This is a genomic window from Candidatus Tisiphia endosymbiont of Parasteatoda lunata, assembly GCF_964030955.1.
Classification (GTDB): Bacteria; Pseudomonadota; Alphaproteobacteria; order Rickettsiales; family Rickettsiaceae; genus Tisiphia.
This window is the reverse complement of record NZ_OZ035003.1, coordinates 169,572-186,057: the sequence shown is the minus strand read 5'-3', so window position 1 is coordinate 186,057 and position 16,486 is coordinate 169,572. Positions and strand designations below refer to the sequence as shown.

Sequence of the window (16,486 nt, the reverse complement as noted above, 5' to 3'; positions counted from 1 at the left end):
GCAAAGAAAGCAGTAAGAGATTACTGTAAAAAAAGTAACTTAAGCAAGCAAGGAGGAATTATGGCTAAAAAATTAGATACAGATAAAGATACATTAGACATCAGTAATCAGCTAGTAGAAGAATTATTATCAAAAGCAGATCCATCGGAGTTATTTGGTCGAGATGGTTTATTTCAACAGCTAAAGAAGCAAATAGTTGAGAAAATATTAGCAAGTGAGTTGGATCATGAATTAGGATATTCAAAACATAGCAAGATGCCAAAAGTAGATAATAATCGTCGTAATGGTAGCTATGAGAAGACAGTAATTGATGGGGATGGTCGTAAGCTGACAGTAGAAGTACCAAGAGATCGGGAAGGAGAGTATAATCCTCAATTAATACCAAAAGGGCTGAGGAGATTTAATGGATTTGATGAGAAAGTGATATCCCTTTATGGTCGCGGTATGACAGTCAGCGAGATCCGAGGGCATTTAGAAGAAATATATCAAACTGATGTATCTGGTGACTTGATATCCACCATAACAGATGGGGTGATAGAAGAAGTAACTAGGTGGCAAAATCGTTGTTTAGATAGGGTGTATCCAATATTATACTTGGACTGTATCTATGTAAAATCTAGAGACAATCACATAGTAATAAATAAAGCAGTATATTTAGCACTTGCTGTAAATATAGAAGGGAAAAAGGAGTTACTTGGCATTTGGATAGGCAAAAATGAAGGTGCTAAATTTTGGATGCAAGTAGTTACTGAGTTAAAGAATCGAGGAATTGAACAAATTTATGTTGCTTGTGTGGATGGTTTAAAGGGCTTTCCAGAAGCTATAAGCAGTGTATTCCCGAGTACTATAGTACAATTATGTATTGTACATATGGTTCGCAATTCAGTAAAGTATGTGTCATATAAAGATTTAAAAGAGGTCACATCAGATCTAAAACAAATTTATACAGCTAATAATGACGAAATGGCACGTTTAAAACTTCAGCAATTTGGTGTAAAATGGGATAAAAAATATCCGGTAATTTCTGATATTTGGCAACGTAATTGGTCTGGGATAATACCGTTTTTTGCCTTTCCTGAAGAGATCAGAAAGGTAATTTATACTACTAACACTATAGAATCTGTAAATCGTCAAATTAGAAAAATTATCAAAAATAAGGGGGTGTTTCCAGATGATAAGTCAATTCAAAAAATAATATTTTTATCCCTACAAAATGCAGCCAAAAAATGGACCATGCCTATTAAAGATTGGTCTTTAGCTTTAAATCAATTTGAAATACTTTGTGGAGATTTTAAATATGATTTATTGGAAAATAAAAAATGAACTTACACAAATTAAATGATTGACTCTTTAAATATCTTATCAAGAAAAGATAAGAATGAATCATACAGATATTTTTTAACAAAATCTTACACTTCACAGATATATTCTTTTTGTGTTGTGACACTTTCTAAATGAGCCATACACAAATAGTTTCTAACTTTTAAGTTAGTACATACATGAGGCATTCATGCCGTAATATTAAGCTCTGCACTTGCAGTGCAGAGTGGTTAACTGAAAAATTTCTGCAGGAGTTTCGCACTTAGCAAAAAATATGTTAATCTAGCAAGAAAGAGTTTTAGTTAAGCATGGCAAGATCAAAATGTAGCAAAGACTTATATAAATCATTTTTACAAGCAAGTAGCGTAAGATATAGTGGTAAAGCATTATCTGAAGTAAGTCCAATAAACCTATCTCATGATAGTGCAAGTCGATGGTTAAATAGTAAGGATTTCCGCCCTAGCGGGATCTACAGAGAAGTGTCAAAATATATTGATAGGGAAGCTTCTTGTTTATTAGTGGGAGATGACACGTTATTGTCAAAGCAATACAGTAAGAAAATTGAGCTTGTACATTATCAATATTCTGGAGCTGTACATGATGTTATACCTGGTATAGGGATGGTCAACTTACTGCATTACAATGCTAAAACTGATCAATCTACCCCTGTAGATTATAGAATATATGATAAAGAAACTGATGGAAAAACAAAGAATGAGCATTTTTGTGATATGCTTACTTTAGCTAAGGAAAGAGGGATCAATCCTGATGCAGTAGTAATGGATGCGTGGTATAGCGGTTTGGAGAATTTGAAACATATACGTAATTTAGGTTGGACATGGGTTAGTAACCTAAGAAAAAATAGAAAAGTTAATCATAATGTTAGCTTAGAAAGTTTAGAGATTCCTGATGAGGGACTAAAAATTCACCTACGTGGATACGGTTGGGTTACGGTATTTAAGTTTGTGGCAAAAAATGGTCGCATTGATTACATAACAACTAACTTAGAAAATCCAACACGTGAACAAATAGAGAAAATTGTTAAGGCACGGTGGTCTATAGAAGTTTATCATCGAGAATTAAAACAAACTTGTGGTATTGAACGCTGTCAGGCACGCACGGGTCGAGCTCAGAGAAATCATATTTGCCTTGCCGTATTTGCTTGGCTGAGTCTGTCCTATAGTTTGTGTAAGTTGCAAAGAAAGCAGTAAGAGATTACTGTAAAAAAAGTAACTTAAGCAAGCAAGGAGGAATTATGGCTAAAAAATTAGATACAGATAAAGATACATTAGACATCAGTAATCAGCTAGTAGAAGAATTATTATCAAAAGCAGATCCATCGGAGTTATTTGGTCGAGATGGTTTATTTCAACAGCTAAAGAAGCAAATAGTTGAGAAAATATTAGCAAGTGAGTTGGATCATGAATTAGGATATTCAAAACATAGCAAGATGCCAAAAGTAGATAATAATCGTCGTAATGGTAGCTATGAGAAGACAGTAATTGATGGGGATGGTCGTAAGCTGACAGTAGAAGTACCAAGAGATCGGGAAGGAGAGTATAATCCTCAATTAATACCAAAAGGGCTGAGGAGATTTAATGGATTTGATGAGAAAGTGATATCCCTTTATGGTCGCGGTATGACAGTCAGCGAGATCCGAGGGCATTTAGAAGAAATATATCAAACTGATGTATCTGGTGACTTGATATCCACCATAACAGATGGGGTGATAGAAGAAGTAACTAGGTGGCAAAATCGTTGTTTAGATAGGGTGTATCCAATATTATACTTGGACTGTATCTATGTAAAATCTAGAGACAATCACATAGTAATAAATAAAGCAGTATATTTAGCACTTGCTGTAAATATAGAAGGGAAAAAGGAGTTACTTGGCATTTGGATAGGCAAAAATGAAGGTGCTAAATTTTGGATGCAAGTAGTTACTGAGTTAAAGAATCGAGGAATTGAACAAATTTATGTTGCTTGTGTGGATGGTTTAAAGGGCTTTCCAGAAGCTATAAGCAGTGTATTCCCGAGTACTATAGTACAATTATGTATTGTACATATGGTTCGCAATTCAGTAAAGTATGTGTCATATAAAGATTTAAAAGAGGTCACATCAGATCTAAAACAAATTTATACAGCTAATAATGACGAAATGGCACGTTTAAAACTTCAGCAATTTGGTGTAAAATGGGATAAAAAATATCCGGTAATTTCTGATATTTGGCAACGTAATTGGTCTGGGATAATACCGTTTTTTGCCTTTCCTGAAGAGATCAGAAAGGTAATTTATACTACTAACACTATAGAATCTGTAAATCGTCAAATTAGAAAAATTATCAAAAATAAGGGGGTGTTTCCAGATGATAAGTCAATTCAAAAAATAATATTTTTATCCCTACAAAATGCAGCCAAAAAATGGACCATGCCTATTAAAGATTGGTCTTTAGCTTTAAATCAATTTGAAATACTTTGTGGAGATTTTAAATATGATTTATTGGAAAATAAAAAATGAACTTACACAAATTAAATGATTGACTCGCTTGGCTCGATATGAACAAAAGGAGGATAAATGAAAAAATTACTTTATATCAACAAACTTGGGAAGTTATAAAAACATCAATTCAGAACAACATTAGATGCCTTTTAGCTGATTCGCAATTTTGCTAACTGCGAAACTCCTGTTCTGTTTTAGTAAAATTTTTACATGAGCTTATTGTTAACGATTTTTTTTAATCGTTTAGCAAGTTTTTTAATGATAATTTTTTTATGTAGAGTTAGGTATGATGTGTAAATGATTGGCAATACATCGTAAATTCAAACCTATAGCAGAGATTATTGGATTGATCATACCAATTGCAATAATTAACACGGTGTATTTATCCAGTCTCTATACATAATTGATTTTACTAAATCTACATTATGAGCAAGTTGATTCCAAGCGTAACAAGCCATAGTGACGATATCTTCATATACACCATAACATTGGTTAGACAAGTAATGATTCTTGATCCATTCCCAAACTTGTTCCATTGCATTAAGTTCCGGTGCATAGGGCGGAAGCGGTATCAAAGTGATATTGCTTGGCACAGTTAGTTTTTTGGCTGTGTGCCAACCTGCATTATCCGTTAGTAAAGCTATATGTCGGTTGCCTTGAATACTGCGAGAAAGGTCTTCTAAGAATTTATTCATTGCCTGTGTGTTTGCATATGGTAAAATTAATGCAAAAGCTTCTCCTGTATCATGGCAAGCAGCTCCATAAATATATGTTGAAATTGAATTGCTGTTGCCGAACTTTACGGGGTCTAGTGCCACGCTTAGCCCATATACGAGTTAAGCTACCTTGTTGCCCAACTCGAGTTTCATCTTGAGACCATATATCAACTTTACATCTATCGATATTTTTTGGTAATAATTCTGTTAACATATCTGGAAAGTTTTTTTATATGTATTTTGAGTCTCTTGATTTGACTTTGGATGCATTGAACGAGAAGTAATCCAGCTAAAACCAAGGCGGTGCATAGTATTGTAGACTGTTTTTAAAGCACATTTAGCACCATATTCCTCAAGTAACATGATATGTAACTCCTTTCCAGTTATATACCCACCAGTTTTACTTTCACTGAGCGTATTGATTTTATCAAAAAGAGCAGACTCTTGTATAGTGTTAATCTTCCTAGGGGCACCGCTTCTTTGTGATTCAAATAATCCTTCAAAACCATGATTCCTAAATCTTCTGAGCCATGATTGCACAGTTTTCCAGTGTGACTTCACTATTTCAGATATGGCTTTAAAAGATTTGCCTAATTGAAGGTGATACATCGCCAATAAACGTATACGATTTCGACCATGCGGCTCATGTTTCATCATTTTTATAAAATCATGACCTTCAAAACCTTGCGGTAATATTAACCTAGCTATTTGATTACCTTTTATCAGTTAAAAAACCATTTTATAACACTGCGTTAATTATTGCAATTGGTATCACATCTCCTATCACACCCTTCAAGAAGTTTCTGCCCATCCTGCCATATTGTTTCAAATGCTCTATTATTGGTTCTATAGCACTGCGTCTCCTGATCATACACTTGTCTTCTTTCAATAACTTTTTCCGAGTTTTTGGGGTATATACCTTACTCTTCTCTTTAACATTGCTGCCAGTATAACCAAGATCAACAAACGATTTTTTTATCTTTATTCCAGTTACATTTTCTACCGCTTCAAAACTCTGCTGCAATGTATGACCATCATAAGGATTATTATGAAACGATTTTGCTGACAGTACAAAATTTCTACGACCACTGACTACTACCGCAACTTTATTGCCAAACTCATATGGCTTGTTTCGTTTTCCCTTCCCTATACACTCTACCTCAGGGGCATGAAAACTATACAATATTTTATTCTGTTCTTTGTATTGCTTTTTCTCTTCTCTTTTTAAAACAGATTGGCTATGTATTTGTTTTACTTTTTTCAATACTTCTTGATCTCTGATAGATAAGTTTAATTTCTGATTTTTTATCTCACGCTCACATATTCTAACCAAACGACCAAGTAACGTTTTTAAATGCTTCATTATTTTCCAACGCTTCTTGGCTTTGCTATGCTCTTTATACTTCCAGAGCTTTATTATATCTCGCTTATAGGTTCTAGCGTAGGTTTCGTTTAAACTTATACCCAAACTTTGGCAAAGCTTCACAATACTAAGCCTAGCTTTATCCATTAAATAAACATCATGTGGGTGCTTGATATTCTTAATTTGTACCGTTGTATCAGCAATTATCAATTCCAAATCTTTTTTTTTAATTGTGTTAGTTCTTATTCCAACTCTTATCAACTCTGCTAATATCTCGTTATATCCAGATTCACCTAATAAATTACGAAATCTTCTTATGCTAGTTTCCGACATCGCTATATCTGTTTCTATATATTCCCACCCACAGAAATATTGCCAATACATGTTTTCTTTTAGTTCTTCCTCTGCTAATGAATCTGAAAAATTATACATTGCTTGTAGCATCGTTACACCAAGCATCACTCTATGACATTTTCTATTTCTACCAAATCTCTTAATAGAAACATTTTTTGATAACCATTCTTCTAGACCAGACCAATTTATTAATTCTCTTAATTTATATAGCTTATTATTTGAGTTTAATTCTTCTTTTAATTTATAACCAAAAAGTTTTCCTTGTTTTTGTGATTTGATAATATTTTCTATTGGCATATTGACTGAAATCCATAAGGTTTATAGTCACCTTTTTGGTTAAAACCCCCAGCTTCAGCTGGGAAAGACTTCAGTCCTTGTTCTAATATTTCAATTCACTATAACTTGAATATATGATATTTTAATATACATGAAGAGCTTGCTCTTATGTATATTAAAATATCATATATGACAGATTATAACAAGACTAGCCACACTGTATTTTACCATCGCTTTCATGTTGTTTGGATCACTAAATATCGCTACAAAGTATTGCAGGGTAACTTATAAGAATTAGGATCAGAGAGATAGCACAGGCATTAGTAATATCTCTTTAGAGTAATAGCGACTTCTAGTCTAGATATCAACCCACCAGCTTCAGCTGGTTGTTATTGAGTAGCATATTTTAACATTTTCTTATGGATTTCTTTATTATTTTCTGCCATTAAACCCTATTATCTATAAGACTTATAGAGTTTTGCTGGACAGACTTGCTATAGTCTATTTTGATCATTAAGTACCGACATTGACCATTCTAAGAACTTTCTAAAAATTTATGGAACAACTAAATATGATAGCAAAAATCTCAAATATTTATCAGTTTAAAATTACCTTAAAATATAGTAAACCCAAAATTTGGCGTCGCATCCAAGTACTGGAAAAATACAGTTTTAAAGATTTGCATTTAGCCATTCAAGATGTTATGGGATGGGAAAATTTCATATGCATCAATTTGAAATGATCAATCCTAAGACTGGGCAAAAAGATATTATTAGTATGCCAGATGATGAAGGTTTTTGTGATCTGATTTCTGAGGATAAAGCAAAAATAGCTAAGTATTTTCTGACCCCTAAAGATAAAGCCATTTATGAATATGATTTTGGTGATGGATGGCAACATGAAGTTATGTTGGAAAAGATTTTACCGTCAGTTGTAGGTACTGATTATCCTCAATGTATAGCTGGTGAACGGGCTTGCCCACCGGAGGATTGTGGTGGGGTTGGGGGTTATGAGCATCTTCTGGGAATTATTTCCAACCCCAATCATGAAGAATACGAAGAACGTATGAAATGGCTAAGGGATGATTTTAATTCAGAAGAGTTTGATCCCATATTAGTTGAATTTGGTGATCATAAATAAATTTACGTATGGATTGAAAATATATAAATGCAAAATAATTTATCCGAAAATAATATTCTTGGTAGCGATGTTTTTTTTACGTTAGATAGTGAGGAAATTATTTTAGCTAGTAGTAAGAATACTAAAGAAAATAGATTAGCATTTGCTGTAATGCTCAAGTTTTTTCAAGTAGAAGGACGATATCCAACTCCTAGCGATGTTATCCAGCAAACGATGATTAATAGCCTGGCTATGCAACTAGATTGCTGTGATATGAATCTTGATAATTATGATTGGCATAACAGAAGTTCAAAACGATTTCGTCAAGAAATTCGGTTATTATTAGACTATCGAAAAGCTAATATAGAGGATAGTAAAAAGTTAATTGATTGGCTAATAGAACACAGCTTACCACAAGTTCCAACATTACCGCAAATATTAGAGCAAGCCTATCAATTTTGTGGCAATCAGAGATTAGAACCATTTAAACCAAGGCAGTTAGATCGTTATATTGCTACGGCATGTTCTAGATTTGAGCGAAAGTTTTTCTTGGACATTTCTAAGCAGTTATCTATTGCCACAATAAAGTTAATAAATGAGTTATTACCTAAGAGTGATGAAATCAGTGATAATGAGGAGCAAAACAAGGAGGATAGTGAGGAAAGTAGGTTAGCAATAATAACATTAAGCTGTCTAAAGAAAGATATAGCCGGAGCTAAATTAAAAAATGTCAGTAACGAAATAGATAAGCTTAAATGGTTAAGAAGATTGAGTTTACCTGAGAAATTAAACTCAGTTCCAAGAAAACTTAAGAAAAAATATTACACTAGGATTTGTGCTGAATTGCCAAGTGAGATTAGAAAACACCAGCCACAAATTTGTTATTCCACTATGGCAATATTTTGTCATGTTCGTTGTGAATTAATAACCGTTTATTGTCCCACTTTGGGAGAAAAACCCCGCACTTGCAGTGCGTCGTTTCAACATAAATTTTAAATATCTTATCAAGAAAAGATAAGATAAGATATTTTTTAACAAAATCTTACACTTCACAGATATATTTTTTTGTGTTGTGACACTTTCTAAATGAGCCATACACAAATAGTTTCTAACTTTTAAGTTAGTACATACATGAGGCATTCATGCCGTAATATTAAGCTCTGCACTTGCAGTGCAGAGTGGTTAACTAGGTGCAATATCATAAGGAATAGAATGTTATAATTATTTGAAATAGTTGAGATTTAATCTTACATTTAGTAAAATAAACAAATTATTAAATGGAGATTAAAATGAATTTAAATCAGAAAATAATAAGACCAAAAATAGGATTACTTGAACTAGCAAAAAGCTTAGGAAATGTATCTAGTGCATGTAAGACAATGGGGTATAGCAGAGATAGTTATTATAGATTCAAGGAATTATATGAGAATGGTGGCGATGAAGCCTTGTATGAAATAAGCCGTAAGAAACCCATATTGGCTAATAGAGTTGATCCTATTGTAGAGAAAGCGGTATTAGACATGGCAATAGAGTACCCCGCTTATGGTCAACTTCGTGTATCGAACGAATTAAAAAAAGATGGGATTTTAGTATCTCCCGGCGGCATTAGATCTATCTGGCTTAGGAACGATCTCAATAATCTTAAGAAACGGCTAGTAGCTTTAGAAACTAAAATGGCTCAGGATGGCATTATACTTAAGGAAGCTCAATTACGTGTCTTGGAGAATCGTAAGAATCTTAAAGAGGCACATGGGGAAATAGAGACAGAACATCCAGGCTATCTTGGTTGTCAAGATGTTTACTATGTTGGCAACTTTAAAGGAATAGGTAAGGTTTATGGTCAAACTTTTATCGATAGCTATGAGTCTGTCCTATAGTTTGTGTAAGTTGCAAAGAAAGCAGTAAGAGATTACTGTAAAAAAAGTAACTTAAGCAAGCAAGGAGGAATTATGGCTAAAAAATTAGATACAGATAAAGATACATTAGACATCAGTAATCAGCTAGTAGAAGAATTATTATCAAAAGCAGATCCATCGGAGTTATTTGGTCGAGATGGTTTATTTCAACAGCTAAAGAAGCAAATAGTTGAGAAAATATTAGCAAGTGAGTTGGATCATGAATTAGGATATTCAAAACATAGCAAGATGCCAAAAGTAGATAATAATCGTCGTAATGGTAGCTATGAGAAGACAGTAATTGATGGGGATGGTCGTAAGCTGACAGTAGAAGTACCAAGAGATCGGGAAGGAGAGTATAATCCTCAATTAATACCAAAAGGGCTGAGGAGATTTAATGGATTTGATGAGAAAGTGATATCCCTTTATGGTCGCGGTATGACAGTCAGCGAGATCCGAGGGCATTTAGAAGAAATATATCAAACTGATGTATCTGGTGACTTGATATCCACCATAACAGATGGGGTGATAGAAGAAGTAACTAGGTGGCAAAATCGTTGTTTAGATAGGGTGTATCCAATATTATACTTGGACTGTATCTATGTAAAATCTAGAGACAATCACATAGTAATAAATAAAGCAGTATAGAAACTGGACTGATTTTTCAAGACAAATTTTTCACTAATTTTGTTTCCCATTTTACATAATTTTTAAGCTGCATTTTGTAAGTAATCAAGATACACGTTCATCGGTTTTTTATAACCAATACTTGAATGGAATCTTTGATTGTTATATTTATCCATGTATTTATCAATACCATCTTTAAGTTCTGCGATATTTTTAAAATCATTTATAAATATACAATTATATTTTAAAGTTCTAAAAAATCTTTCAATCACAATATTATCAATGCTTCTACCCTTACCGTTCATTGAGATTTGTATATTATTCTCTTTTAGAATTCCCGTATGCTCATGTCCAGTATATTGACTACCCTGATCACTATTGAATATTTGTGGTGCAGGGTATTTATTCAGTGCATCTTTTAATACATCGGTTACAAGTGATGCATCCATAGAATTAGATACTTTATAACTTAGTATTGCCTTACTATGCCAATCTATAATCGCCACAAGATACATAAATCCTCCGTTAGTTCTAATATAAGTAATGTCACCACTCCACACTTGATTAACATAAGGTACATGAATAGTTCTATTCGTTCCTGATTTGTGCCAGTACGGCTCAAGCAAATAGCTATAAATTTTATGTTGACCATCCTTCACAGAAGTAGATTGCTTTTTATGAGGATGAATAGCTTCTATACCCATTATTCCCATATATTTAAGCACCCTATCTCTGCCCACATTAAAGCCGTCTTCCAATAATTGTTTGTATATATAACGATAACCATACTCAGGGTTATCCGTATATATTTCATCTATTCTATTTAAAATATCAAGATTATATAAGCTCATTACTTTAGCTTTATAATATACTCCAGATCTGCTTATCTTTAATAGTTCACATTGCCTTGTCTTTGCTAACGTACTCAGCTTGGGGTCGACAAGACTTTTCTTATTTGATAAGTCCAAGCTGTTTAGCTTTCCCACCGCCCAGTCCCTCTCGACTGTAGCCTTACCTAATGCTTTTGCAAGTTCATCGTTTTGATTCTTAAGTTCACTAATCTGCCCTTTGTACTCACTAACAGCTTTTGCTGGCTCAAATGCCAATGACGCATTATCTAAAAATTGTCGTTTCCAGTTTTGCATAGTTTTAGCCGTTACTTCATATTTGACCGATAACTGACCTATTGTTGATTCTTCTTTTAACATCTCTAATACTATTTTAGTTTTTGCTTCTGCACTAAAATTTTTAATTTGTTTTTTACCCATTTGTTTCTCTTTAATTTTATTTATTATTCTATACTTATTGAGAAACAAAAATACCTGCTTCTTTGTCTAATTTTTTCAGTCCATTATACTATAGTACAATTATGTATTGTACATATGGTTCGCAATTCAGTAAAGTATGTGTCATATAAAGATTTAAAAGAGGTCACATCAGATCTAAAACAAATTTATACAGCTAATAATGACGAAATGGCACGTTTAAAACTTCAGCAATTTGGTGTAAAATGGGATAAAAAATATCCGGTAATTTCTGATATTTGGCAACGTAATTGGTCTGGGATAATACCGTTTTTTGCCTTTCCTGAAGAGATCAGAAAGGTAATTTATACTACTAACACTATAGAATCTGTAAATCGTCAAATTAGAAAAATTATCAAAAATAAGGGGGTGTTTCCAGATGATAAGTCAATTCAAAAAATAATATTTTTATCCCTACAAAATGCAGCCAAAAAATGGACCATGCCTATTAAAGATTGGTCTTTAGCTTTAAATCAATTTGAAATACTTTGTGGAGATTTTAAATATGATTTATTGGAAAATAAAAAATGAACTTACACAAATTAAATGATTGACTCATAGCTATTCCAGGGTGACGGATGCCAAATTATACACAGACAAAACAGCTATAACCTCTGCTGATATGTTAAATGATAGAGTTCTACCTTGGTACGAAGAACAAGGTATTCCTATACTAACCCGAGTTGCCAATTAATTATACTGGCAAAAGCTATATTTAAAGCTGATTCCATGTGAGATTCGATACTAAAACATTTTCAATACAAACATATTTCTAAAAAATATAGTTTTTATTGTCCCACTTTGGGAGAAAAACCCCGCACTTGCAGTGCGTCGTTTCAACATAAATTTTAAATATCTTATCAAGAAAAGATAAGAATGAATCATACAGATATTTTTTAACAAAATCTTACACTTCACAGATATATTCTTTTTGTGTTGTGACACTTTCTAAATGAGCCATATACAAATAGTTTCTAACTTTTAAGTTAGTACATACATTAGGCATTCATGCCGTAATATTAAGCTCTGCACTTGCAGTGCAGAGTGGTTAACTGAGTGTTTTAATGTTACAAATTAACCTCAAACGTTTATAAAACCTAGCTCTGCTCTTATAAATTAATTGGCAACTCGGGTTATACTACGTATATTAACTGATCGTGGTACTGAATATAAAGGAAATATAGAACATCATGCCTTTGAATTGTTTTTAAGTATTGAAGGAATAGAACACACCGTTACAAAAGCATATTCCCCTCAAACTAACGGGATATGTGAGAGGTTTCATAAAACCATGAAAAATGAGTTTTATGATACTGCAATGCGTAAAAAGATTTACAATTCACTTTTTGAATTGCAAAAAGATCTTGATACCTGGTTACATTATTATAATAACGAACGCCCTCATTCCGGCAAGTATTGCTATGGTAAAACTCCAATGCAAACCTTTAAAGATAGTAAAAAATTAGCGTTTGAAAAAAATAATGATATCTTGTATCTTGAACACTTATCTGACAGTCAAAATTTATCTGACAATCTAATAAGTTAATTTATGGGGTCTGTAAGATCAAATCTTGACTTCTACAAATTATTTAGTCAGAACGCCCTCGCAAAGCGAGGGGCTTGATGGTTATGAGCAGCCCAAAGGGCTGCCATTGTTAATTAAAATTCTCCTGATTCGTCAGAGCCTAAACTATCAAGTCCGTCCGCCAAAAATATTTAAAGCCCCCCATAATCTATGATTGAATAAAATTTTTACAAAAAAAATTCTAATATTTGCACTAAAATTAAAAATTGTTTTCAATTTTATTGAAAAATTTCTGTTTTAGTAAAATTTTTACATGAGCTTATTGTTAACGATTTTTTTTAATCGTTTAGCAAGTTTTTTAATGATAATTTTTTTATGTAGAGTTAGGCATGATGTGTAAATGATTGGCAATACATCGTAAATTCAAACCTATAGCAGAGATTATTGGATTGATCACATCTCCTATCACACCCTTCAAGAAGTTTCTGCCCATCCTGCCATATTGTTTCAAATGCCCTATTATTGGTTCTATAGCACTGCGTCTCCTGATCATACACTTGTCTTCTTTCAATAACTTTTTCCGAGTTTTTGGGGTATATACCTTACTCTTCTCTTTAACATTGCTGCCAGTATAACCAAGATCAACAAACGATTTTTTTATCTTTATTCCAGTTACATTTTCTACCGCTTCAAAACTCTGCTGCAATGTATGACCATCATAAGGATTATTATGAAACGATTTTGCTGACAGTACAAAATTTCTACGACCACTGACTACTACCGTATACTTGCAGCAAAACTGCGTAACACTATCTAATTTTTTTGCTAGTATGAATTTATTGTATAAATTTGGGTTTCTACTATGCAAATATCACCGATTAATCAAAACTTACGCTATGTTTTATGATAAGTGGCTTTGTACTGAGATATTATTAAAATTCTTTACTATGAAAAAATGGCTTTCAGCCAAGGTTTTTAGTCATACTTGAGATAACATAGCGTAAGTTTTGTAATAAAAACTAGTTGAAAAAGTACCAATTATATTATAACATTTGAAATATTAATAATAATGATAATTAATCAAATGAAAAAACCAAAAGTAGCGACCTTAAGTGCTGAAGAACGAGAAGAACTAATACAACATGTCAAGGAAAGTTCATTAACGGGAGATGAACAGCAAACGATAGTAGAACTTGTGAAATTTTGTAATGAGCTAATAGACAAGCTAGCATCATCAAATATCAGTATAAATAAGCTTAAGGAAATGCTGATTGGTTTTAAGGCAGATAACAAAAAAAAGATAGTTCAGATTCATTAAAAGAACCGCCAAGTGAATCTGATAACGGGAATGGTGGTAATGAAGAAGAGTGCGATAAGCCCAAAAAGATAGATCGTAGTAATTGGCAAGGTAAATATGGGTTTGATGATTATAAGGATGCGAATACCAGCTATTTAACTCCTGAGAATTTTTGTAGTGGTGATAGCTGTCCTCACTGTTGTAATGGCAAACTATATAATAGTGAAGCTAGAAAATTGCTACAATTTACAGGTAATGCTCCAATTACAGTCAACAGATATGTAAAGAAAACGCTACGTTGTAATGCTTGTGATTATATAGTTATGAACAATAAAAATATCAACAAATGGACAAATAGTAGCAGAAGTGCAATAGTGTTACAAAAGACCTATGGTACTCCTTTCTACCGTTTATCTAGGCTGCAAAGTTTAAGTGGTGTTCCTGTGGCATATAGCTCGCTCTGGCAACAATATTTAGATGTTTGGCAAGAAGGTGGTGGAGCTGAAATTTACGGGGTATTATTGGAAATGGCTGCCGAATGTAGTTCACTGAACCTTGATGATACTAGAGCTAGGATTTTAGAAATTACTATAGCCAATAAGAAATTACGTACTCAAAATAAGAAAGGACGCAGCTGTTATACTACTACAATATGTGCTAAGACTGCAAATAATGAGGTGATAGTTTTATATTTTACCGGTAATAGGCATGGTGGAGAAAATATAGGTAACGTACTAAAGAATCGTAAGAATAGAACAGATTCTATCCAATTAATGACTGACGCAAGTAACAATAATAACCCGGTATTATCAGAAGCAGATCAAGAATTACTGGCAATAATAGTGATGATCAATTGTTTGTCACATGGTCAGAGAAAATTTACAGAGAATGAACTATATTACCCTGAAGAATGCGGATATTTTCTCAAACAAACACGAGGGATTTACCACAATGAACATCAATGTAAAGAGATGAGTCCTGAAGAAAAACTTGGGTATCATCAGGAACATAGCAGTAAATATATAGAAAACATATATAACAAAATAGACGAATTATTTAATGACAAGAAAGTTGAGCCTAATAGTAGGCTTGGACAAGCTATGAAATATTGGATAAATAATAAAGAAGGTTTGACCCAATTTTTAAAAATCCCAGTTAGCAATCTTGATAATAATTGGGCTGAGAGATCACTGCGTACCATTATTTTACAAAGGAAGAATTCATTATTCTTTAAAACAATCAATAGTGCTGAGATACATAGTGGTCTGTATAGTATAGTAAAGACTTGTAGTGAGAACGAGATCAATGCCTTTAAATATTTAAATTGGCTACAAGAGCAGAGTAGCAAAGCAAAGAAGCGTCCTGCGAATTATACGCCTTTTGCCTATGCAAGATATATGAATAATACGGAATTAATCGAGACAGCAGCTTAAACGACAGGAAGCCAATCATTAGAGAATTTGGCAGAACTAGGATCACCATTATGAATAAGAATGTGTAAGGTTCTATAACAAATTTGATAAGATGAATTATCAGATGGGAAAAGTTTTGCGGTAAATTTACCTTTGGATAGGCGTTTAGAGCATAGCCAAAAGCCTTGACCGTCAAAGGACAAAATTTTAATGGCAGTTCTGTTTTTATTATAGAATAAAAACAAGGAACCATTAAGAGGGTCAGAAGAAAGTTTTTGTCTACAAACAGCGATTAAGCCATCGATACCCTTGCGAAAATCGATGGCAATAGTGGCAACAAAAATAACTGACGCCGGGGTTAGTTGCAGCATAAAAATGTCTGAATTATGGTTTTTGGTTCTAGTGTTTGGATAATAAGTTTGGTACCATTTGGTTTAATAATGTGACAAGTATAGTGATTTTGTTTGGGGGCAGCTACAGGATCGGTATCTATAGAATTTAATAGTTGAAATGGGAGAAAATTAATATTTTGTTGTAGAGCTTGATTTGAAGTTGAGACAGGAGAAGTTTTGAGGGTAGGCTCATGGGCTTTTTTAATTGAACTGATTGTTGCTTTATTGTCCCACTTTGGGAGAAAAACCCCGCACTTGCAGTGCGTCGTTTCAACATAAATTTTAAATATCTTATCAAGAAAAGATAGGATATTTTTTAACAAAATCTTACACTTCACAGATATATTTTTTTGTGTTGTGACACTTTCTAAATGAGCCATACACAA

19 protein-coding genes and 4 pseudogenes are annotated in these 16,486 nt (G+C 33.1%); 12 read left to right on the top strand and 11 right to left on the bottom strand.

Features of this window, described 5'->3' with window-relative positions:
* Positions 1-60 precede the first annotated feature (60 nt).
* The gene (locus AAHN00_RS01065) at positions 61-1,323 is read left to right on the top strand and encodes an IS256 family transposase (protein WP_342270914.1); all 1,263 of its coding nucleotides are present in this window, start codon (positions 61-63) and stop codon (positions 1,321-1,323) included.
* Here AAHN00_RS01065 and AAHN00_RS01060 read toward each other — a convergent pair.
* Complete coding sequence (locus tag AAHN00_RS01060) at positions 1,292-1,447, bottom strand: hypothetical protein (protein ID WP_342271850.1); 156 nt, start codon at positions 1,445-1,447, stop codon at positions 1,292-1,294. The genes AAHN00_RS01065 and AAHN00_RS01060 overlap by 32 nt on opposite strands.
* Positions 1,448-1,628: 181 nt before the next feature.
* Between AAHN00_RS01060 and AAHN00_RS01055 the strand changes: the two genes are divergently transcribed.
* Entirely contained in the window at positions 1,629-2,531 is a 903-nt protein-coding gene (locus AAHN00_RS01055) for a transposase (RefSeq protein WP_342271849.1), read from the top strand.
* Positions 2,532-2,575: 44 nt separating this feature from the next.
* Positions 2,576-3,838, top strand: a complete 1,263-nt coding sequence (locus AAHN00_RS01050; protein ID WP_342270914.1) for an IS256 family transposase — start codon at positions 2,576-2,578, stop codon at positions 3,836-3,838.
* 350 nt (positions 3,839-4,188) lie between these two features.
* Here AAHN00_RS01050 and AAHN00_RS01045 read toward each other — a convergent pair whose 3' ends face one another.
* From AAHN00_RS01045 to AAHN00_RS01030, 4 genes are all read right to left on the bottom strand, one after another.
* Positions 4,189-4,638, bottom strand: a complete 450-nt coding sequence (locus AAHN00_RS01045) for a transposase (protein ID WP_342271848.1) — start codon at positions 4,636-4,638, stop codon at positions 4,189-4,191.
* Positions 4,565-4,750 (bottom strand): hypothetical protein, encoded by a 186-nt coding sequence (locus AAHN00_RS01040; protein ID WP_342271847.1) that lies wholly within the window; start codon positions 4,748-4,750, stop codon positions 4,565-4,567. The genes AAHN00_RS01045 and AAHN00_RS01040 overlap by 74 nt, the downstream gene beginning before the upstream one ends.
* Complete coding sequence (locus tag AAHN00_RS01035; RefSeq protein ID WP_342271056.1) at positions 4,744-5,193, bottom strand: helix-turn-helix domain-containing protein; 450 nt, start codon at positions 5,191-5,193, stop codon at positions 4,744-4,746. Before AAHN00_RS01035 ends, AAHN00_RS01040 begins: the two co-directional genes overlap by 7 nt.
* A gap of 82 nt (positions 5,194-5,275) precedes the next feature.
* Positions 5,276-6,550, bottom strand: a complete 1,275-nt coding sequence (locus AAHN00_RS01030) for an IS5 family transposase (protein ID WP_342271846.1) — start codon at positions 6,548-6,550, stop codon at positions 5,276-5,278.
* Positions 6,551-7,085: 535 nt separating this feature from the next.
* On the opposite strand from AAHN00_RS01030, the pseudogene AAHN00_RS01025 reads away from it, so the two are divergent.
* Both AAHN00_RS01025 and AAHN00_RS01020 read left to right on the top strand, forming a co-directional pair.
* A pseudogene (locus AAHN00_RS01025) lies at positions 7,086-7,669 on the top strand (plasmid pRiA4b ORF-3 family protein).
* A gap of 27 nt (positions 7,670-7,696) precedes the next feature.
* Complete coding sequence (locus AAHN00_RS01020) at positions 7,697-8,644, top strand: DUF4158 domain-containing protein (RefSeq protein WP_342271844.1); 948 nt, start codon at positions 7,697-7,699, stop codon at positions 8,642-8,644.
* Here the strand turns inward: AAHN00_RS01020 and AAHN00_RS01015 are convergent.
* Positions 8,570-8,743 carry a hypothetical protein gene (locus AAHN00_RS01015; protein WP_342271843.1) on the bottom strand — a complete coding sequence of 58 codons (174 nt, stop codon included), beginning with the start codon at positions 8,741-8,743 and terminating at the stop codon, positions 8,570-8,572. The genes AAHN00_RS01020 and AAHN00_RS01015 overlap by 75 nt on opposite strands.
* A 194-nt stretch (positions 8,744-8,937) precedes the next feature.
* On the opposite strand from AAHN00_RS01015, the pseudogene AAHN00_RS01010 reads away from it, so the two are divergent.
* A pseudogene (locus tag AAHN00_RS01010) lies at positions 8,938-9,519 on the top strand (helix-turn-helix domain-containing protein); the annotation flags it as partial.
* Positions 9,520-9,597: 78 nt separating this feature from the next.
* Entirely contained in the window at positions 9,598-10,191 is a 594-nt protein-coding gene (locus AAHN00_RS01005) for a transposase (protein WP_342271842.1), read from the top strand.
* Positions 10,192-10,253: 62 nt separating this feature from the next.
* On the opposite strand, the gene AAHN00_RS01000 is transcribed toward AAHN00_RS01005, so the two are convergent.
* Positions 10,254-11,438 carry an IS3 family transposase gene (locus tag AAHN00_RS01000; protein ID WP_342270912.1) on the bottom strand — a complete coding sequence of 395 codons (1,185 nt, stop codon included), beginning with the start codon at positions 11,436-11,438 and terminating at the stop codon, positions 10,254-10,256.
* Between AAHN00_RS01000 and AAHN00_RS00995 the strand changes: the two genes are divergently transcribed.
* Both AAHN00_RS00995 and AAHN00_RS00990 read left to right on the top strand, forming a co-directional pair.
* Positions 11,424-12,005, top strand: coding sequence for a transposase (locus AAHN00_RS00995; RefSeq protein ID WP_342271841.1), 582 nt, complete (start codon positions 11,424-11,426; stop codon positions 12,003-12,005). The two genes, AAHN00_RS01000 and AAHN00_RS00995, sit on opposite strands and share 15 nt — an antisense overlap.
* 28 nt (positions 12,006-12,033) lie before the next feature.
* Positions 12,034-12,150, top strand: a pseudogene (locus AAHN00_RS00990) (IS481 family transposase); the annotation flags it as partial.
* A 68-nt stretch (positions 12,151-12,218) separates the two neighbouring features.
* Here AAHN00_RS00990 and AAHN00_RS00985 read toward each other — a convergent pair.
* A complete protein-coding gene (locus tag AAHN00_RS00985) occupies positions 12,219-12,419 on the bottom strand; it encodes a hypothetical protein (protein ID WP_342271840.1) in 201 nt (66 codons plus the stop codon).
* Positions 12,420-12,609: 190 nt separating this feature from the next.
* Between AAHN00_RS00985 and AAHN00_RS00980 the strand changes: the two are divergent.
* Positions 12,610-13,020 (top strand): annotated as a pseudogene (locus tag AAHN00_RS00980) (integrase core domain-containing protein); the annotation flags it as partial.
* A gap of 352 nt (positions 13,021-13,372) precedes the next feature.
* On the opposite strand, the gene AAHN00_RS00975 reads toward AAHN00_RS00980, so the two are convergent.
* Positions 13,373-13,867, bottom strand: a complete 495-nt coding sequence (locus AAHN00_RS00975; RefSeq protein WP_342271839.1) for a hypothetical protein — start codon at positions 13,865-13,867, stop codon at positions 13,373-13,375.
* A 216-nt stretch (positions 13,868-14,083) separates the two neighbouring features.
* Between AAHN00_RS00975 and AAHN00_RS00970 the strand changes: the two genes are divergently transcribed.
* Positions 14,084-14,317 carry a hypothetical protein gene (locus AAHN00_RS00970; RefSeq protein ID WP_250310741.1) on the top strand — a complete coding sequence of 78 codons (234 nt, stop codon included), beginning with the start codon at positions 14,084-14,086 and terminating at the stop codon, positions 14,315-14,317.
* A gap of 215 nt (positions 14,318-14,532) precedes the next feature.
* A complete protein-coding gene (locus AAHN00_RS00965; protein ID WP_342270935.1) occupies positions 14,533-15,729 on the top strand; it encodes an IS66 family transposase in 1,197 nt (398 codons plus the stop codon).
* Here the strand turns inward: AAHN00_RS00965 and tnpB are convergent.
* On the bottom strand, positions 15,726-16,079 hold the full coding sequence (gene tnpB / locus AAHN00_RS00960; protein ID WP_341752109.1) for an IS66 family insertion sequence element accessory protein TnpB: 354 nt from the start codon (positions 16,077-16,079) through the stop codon (positions 15,726-15,728). The two genes, AAHN00_RS00965 and tnpB, sit on opposite strands and share 4 nt — an antisense overlap.
* Positions 16,067-16,480 carry a hypothetical protein gene (locus AAHN00_RS00955; protein WP_342271838.1) on the bottom strand — a complete coding sequence of 138 codons (414 nt, stop codon included), beginning with the start codon at positions 16,478-16,480 and terminating at the stop codon, positions 16,067-16,069. Before AAHN00_RS00955 ends, tnpB begins: the two co-directional genes overlap by 13 nt.
* Positions 16,481-16,486 lie beyond the last annotated feature (6 nt).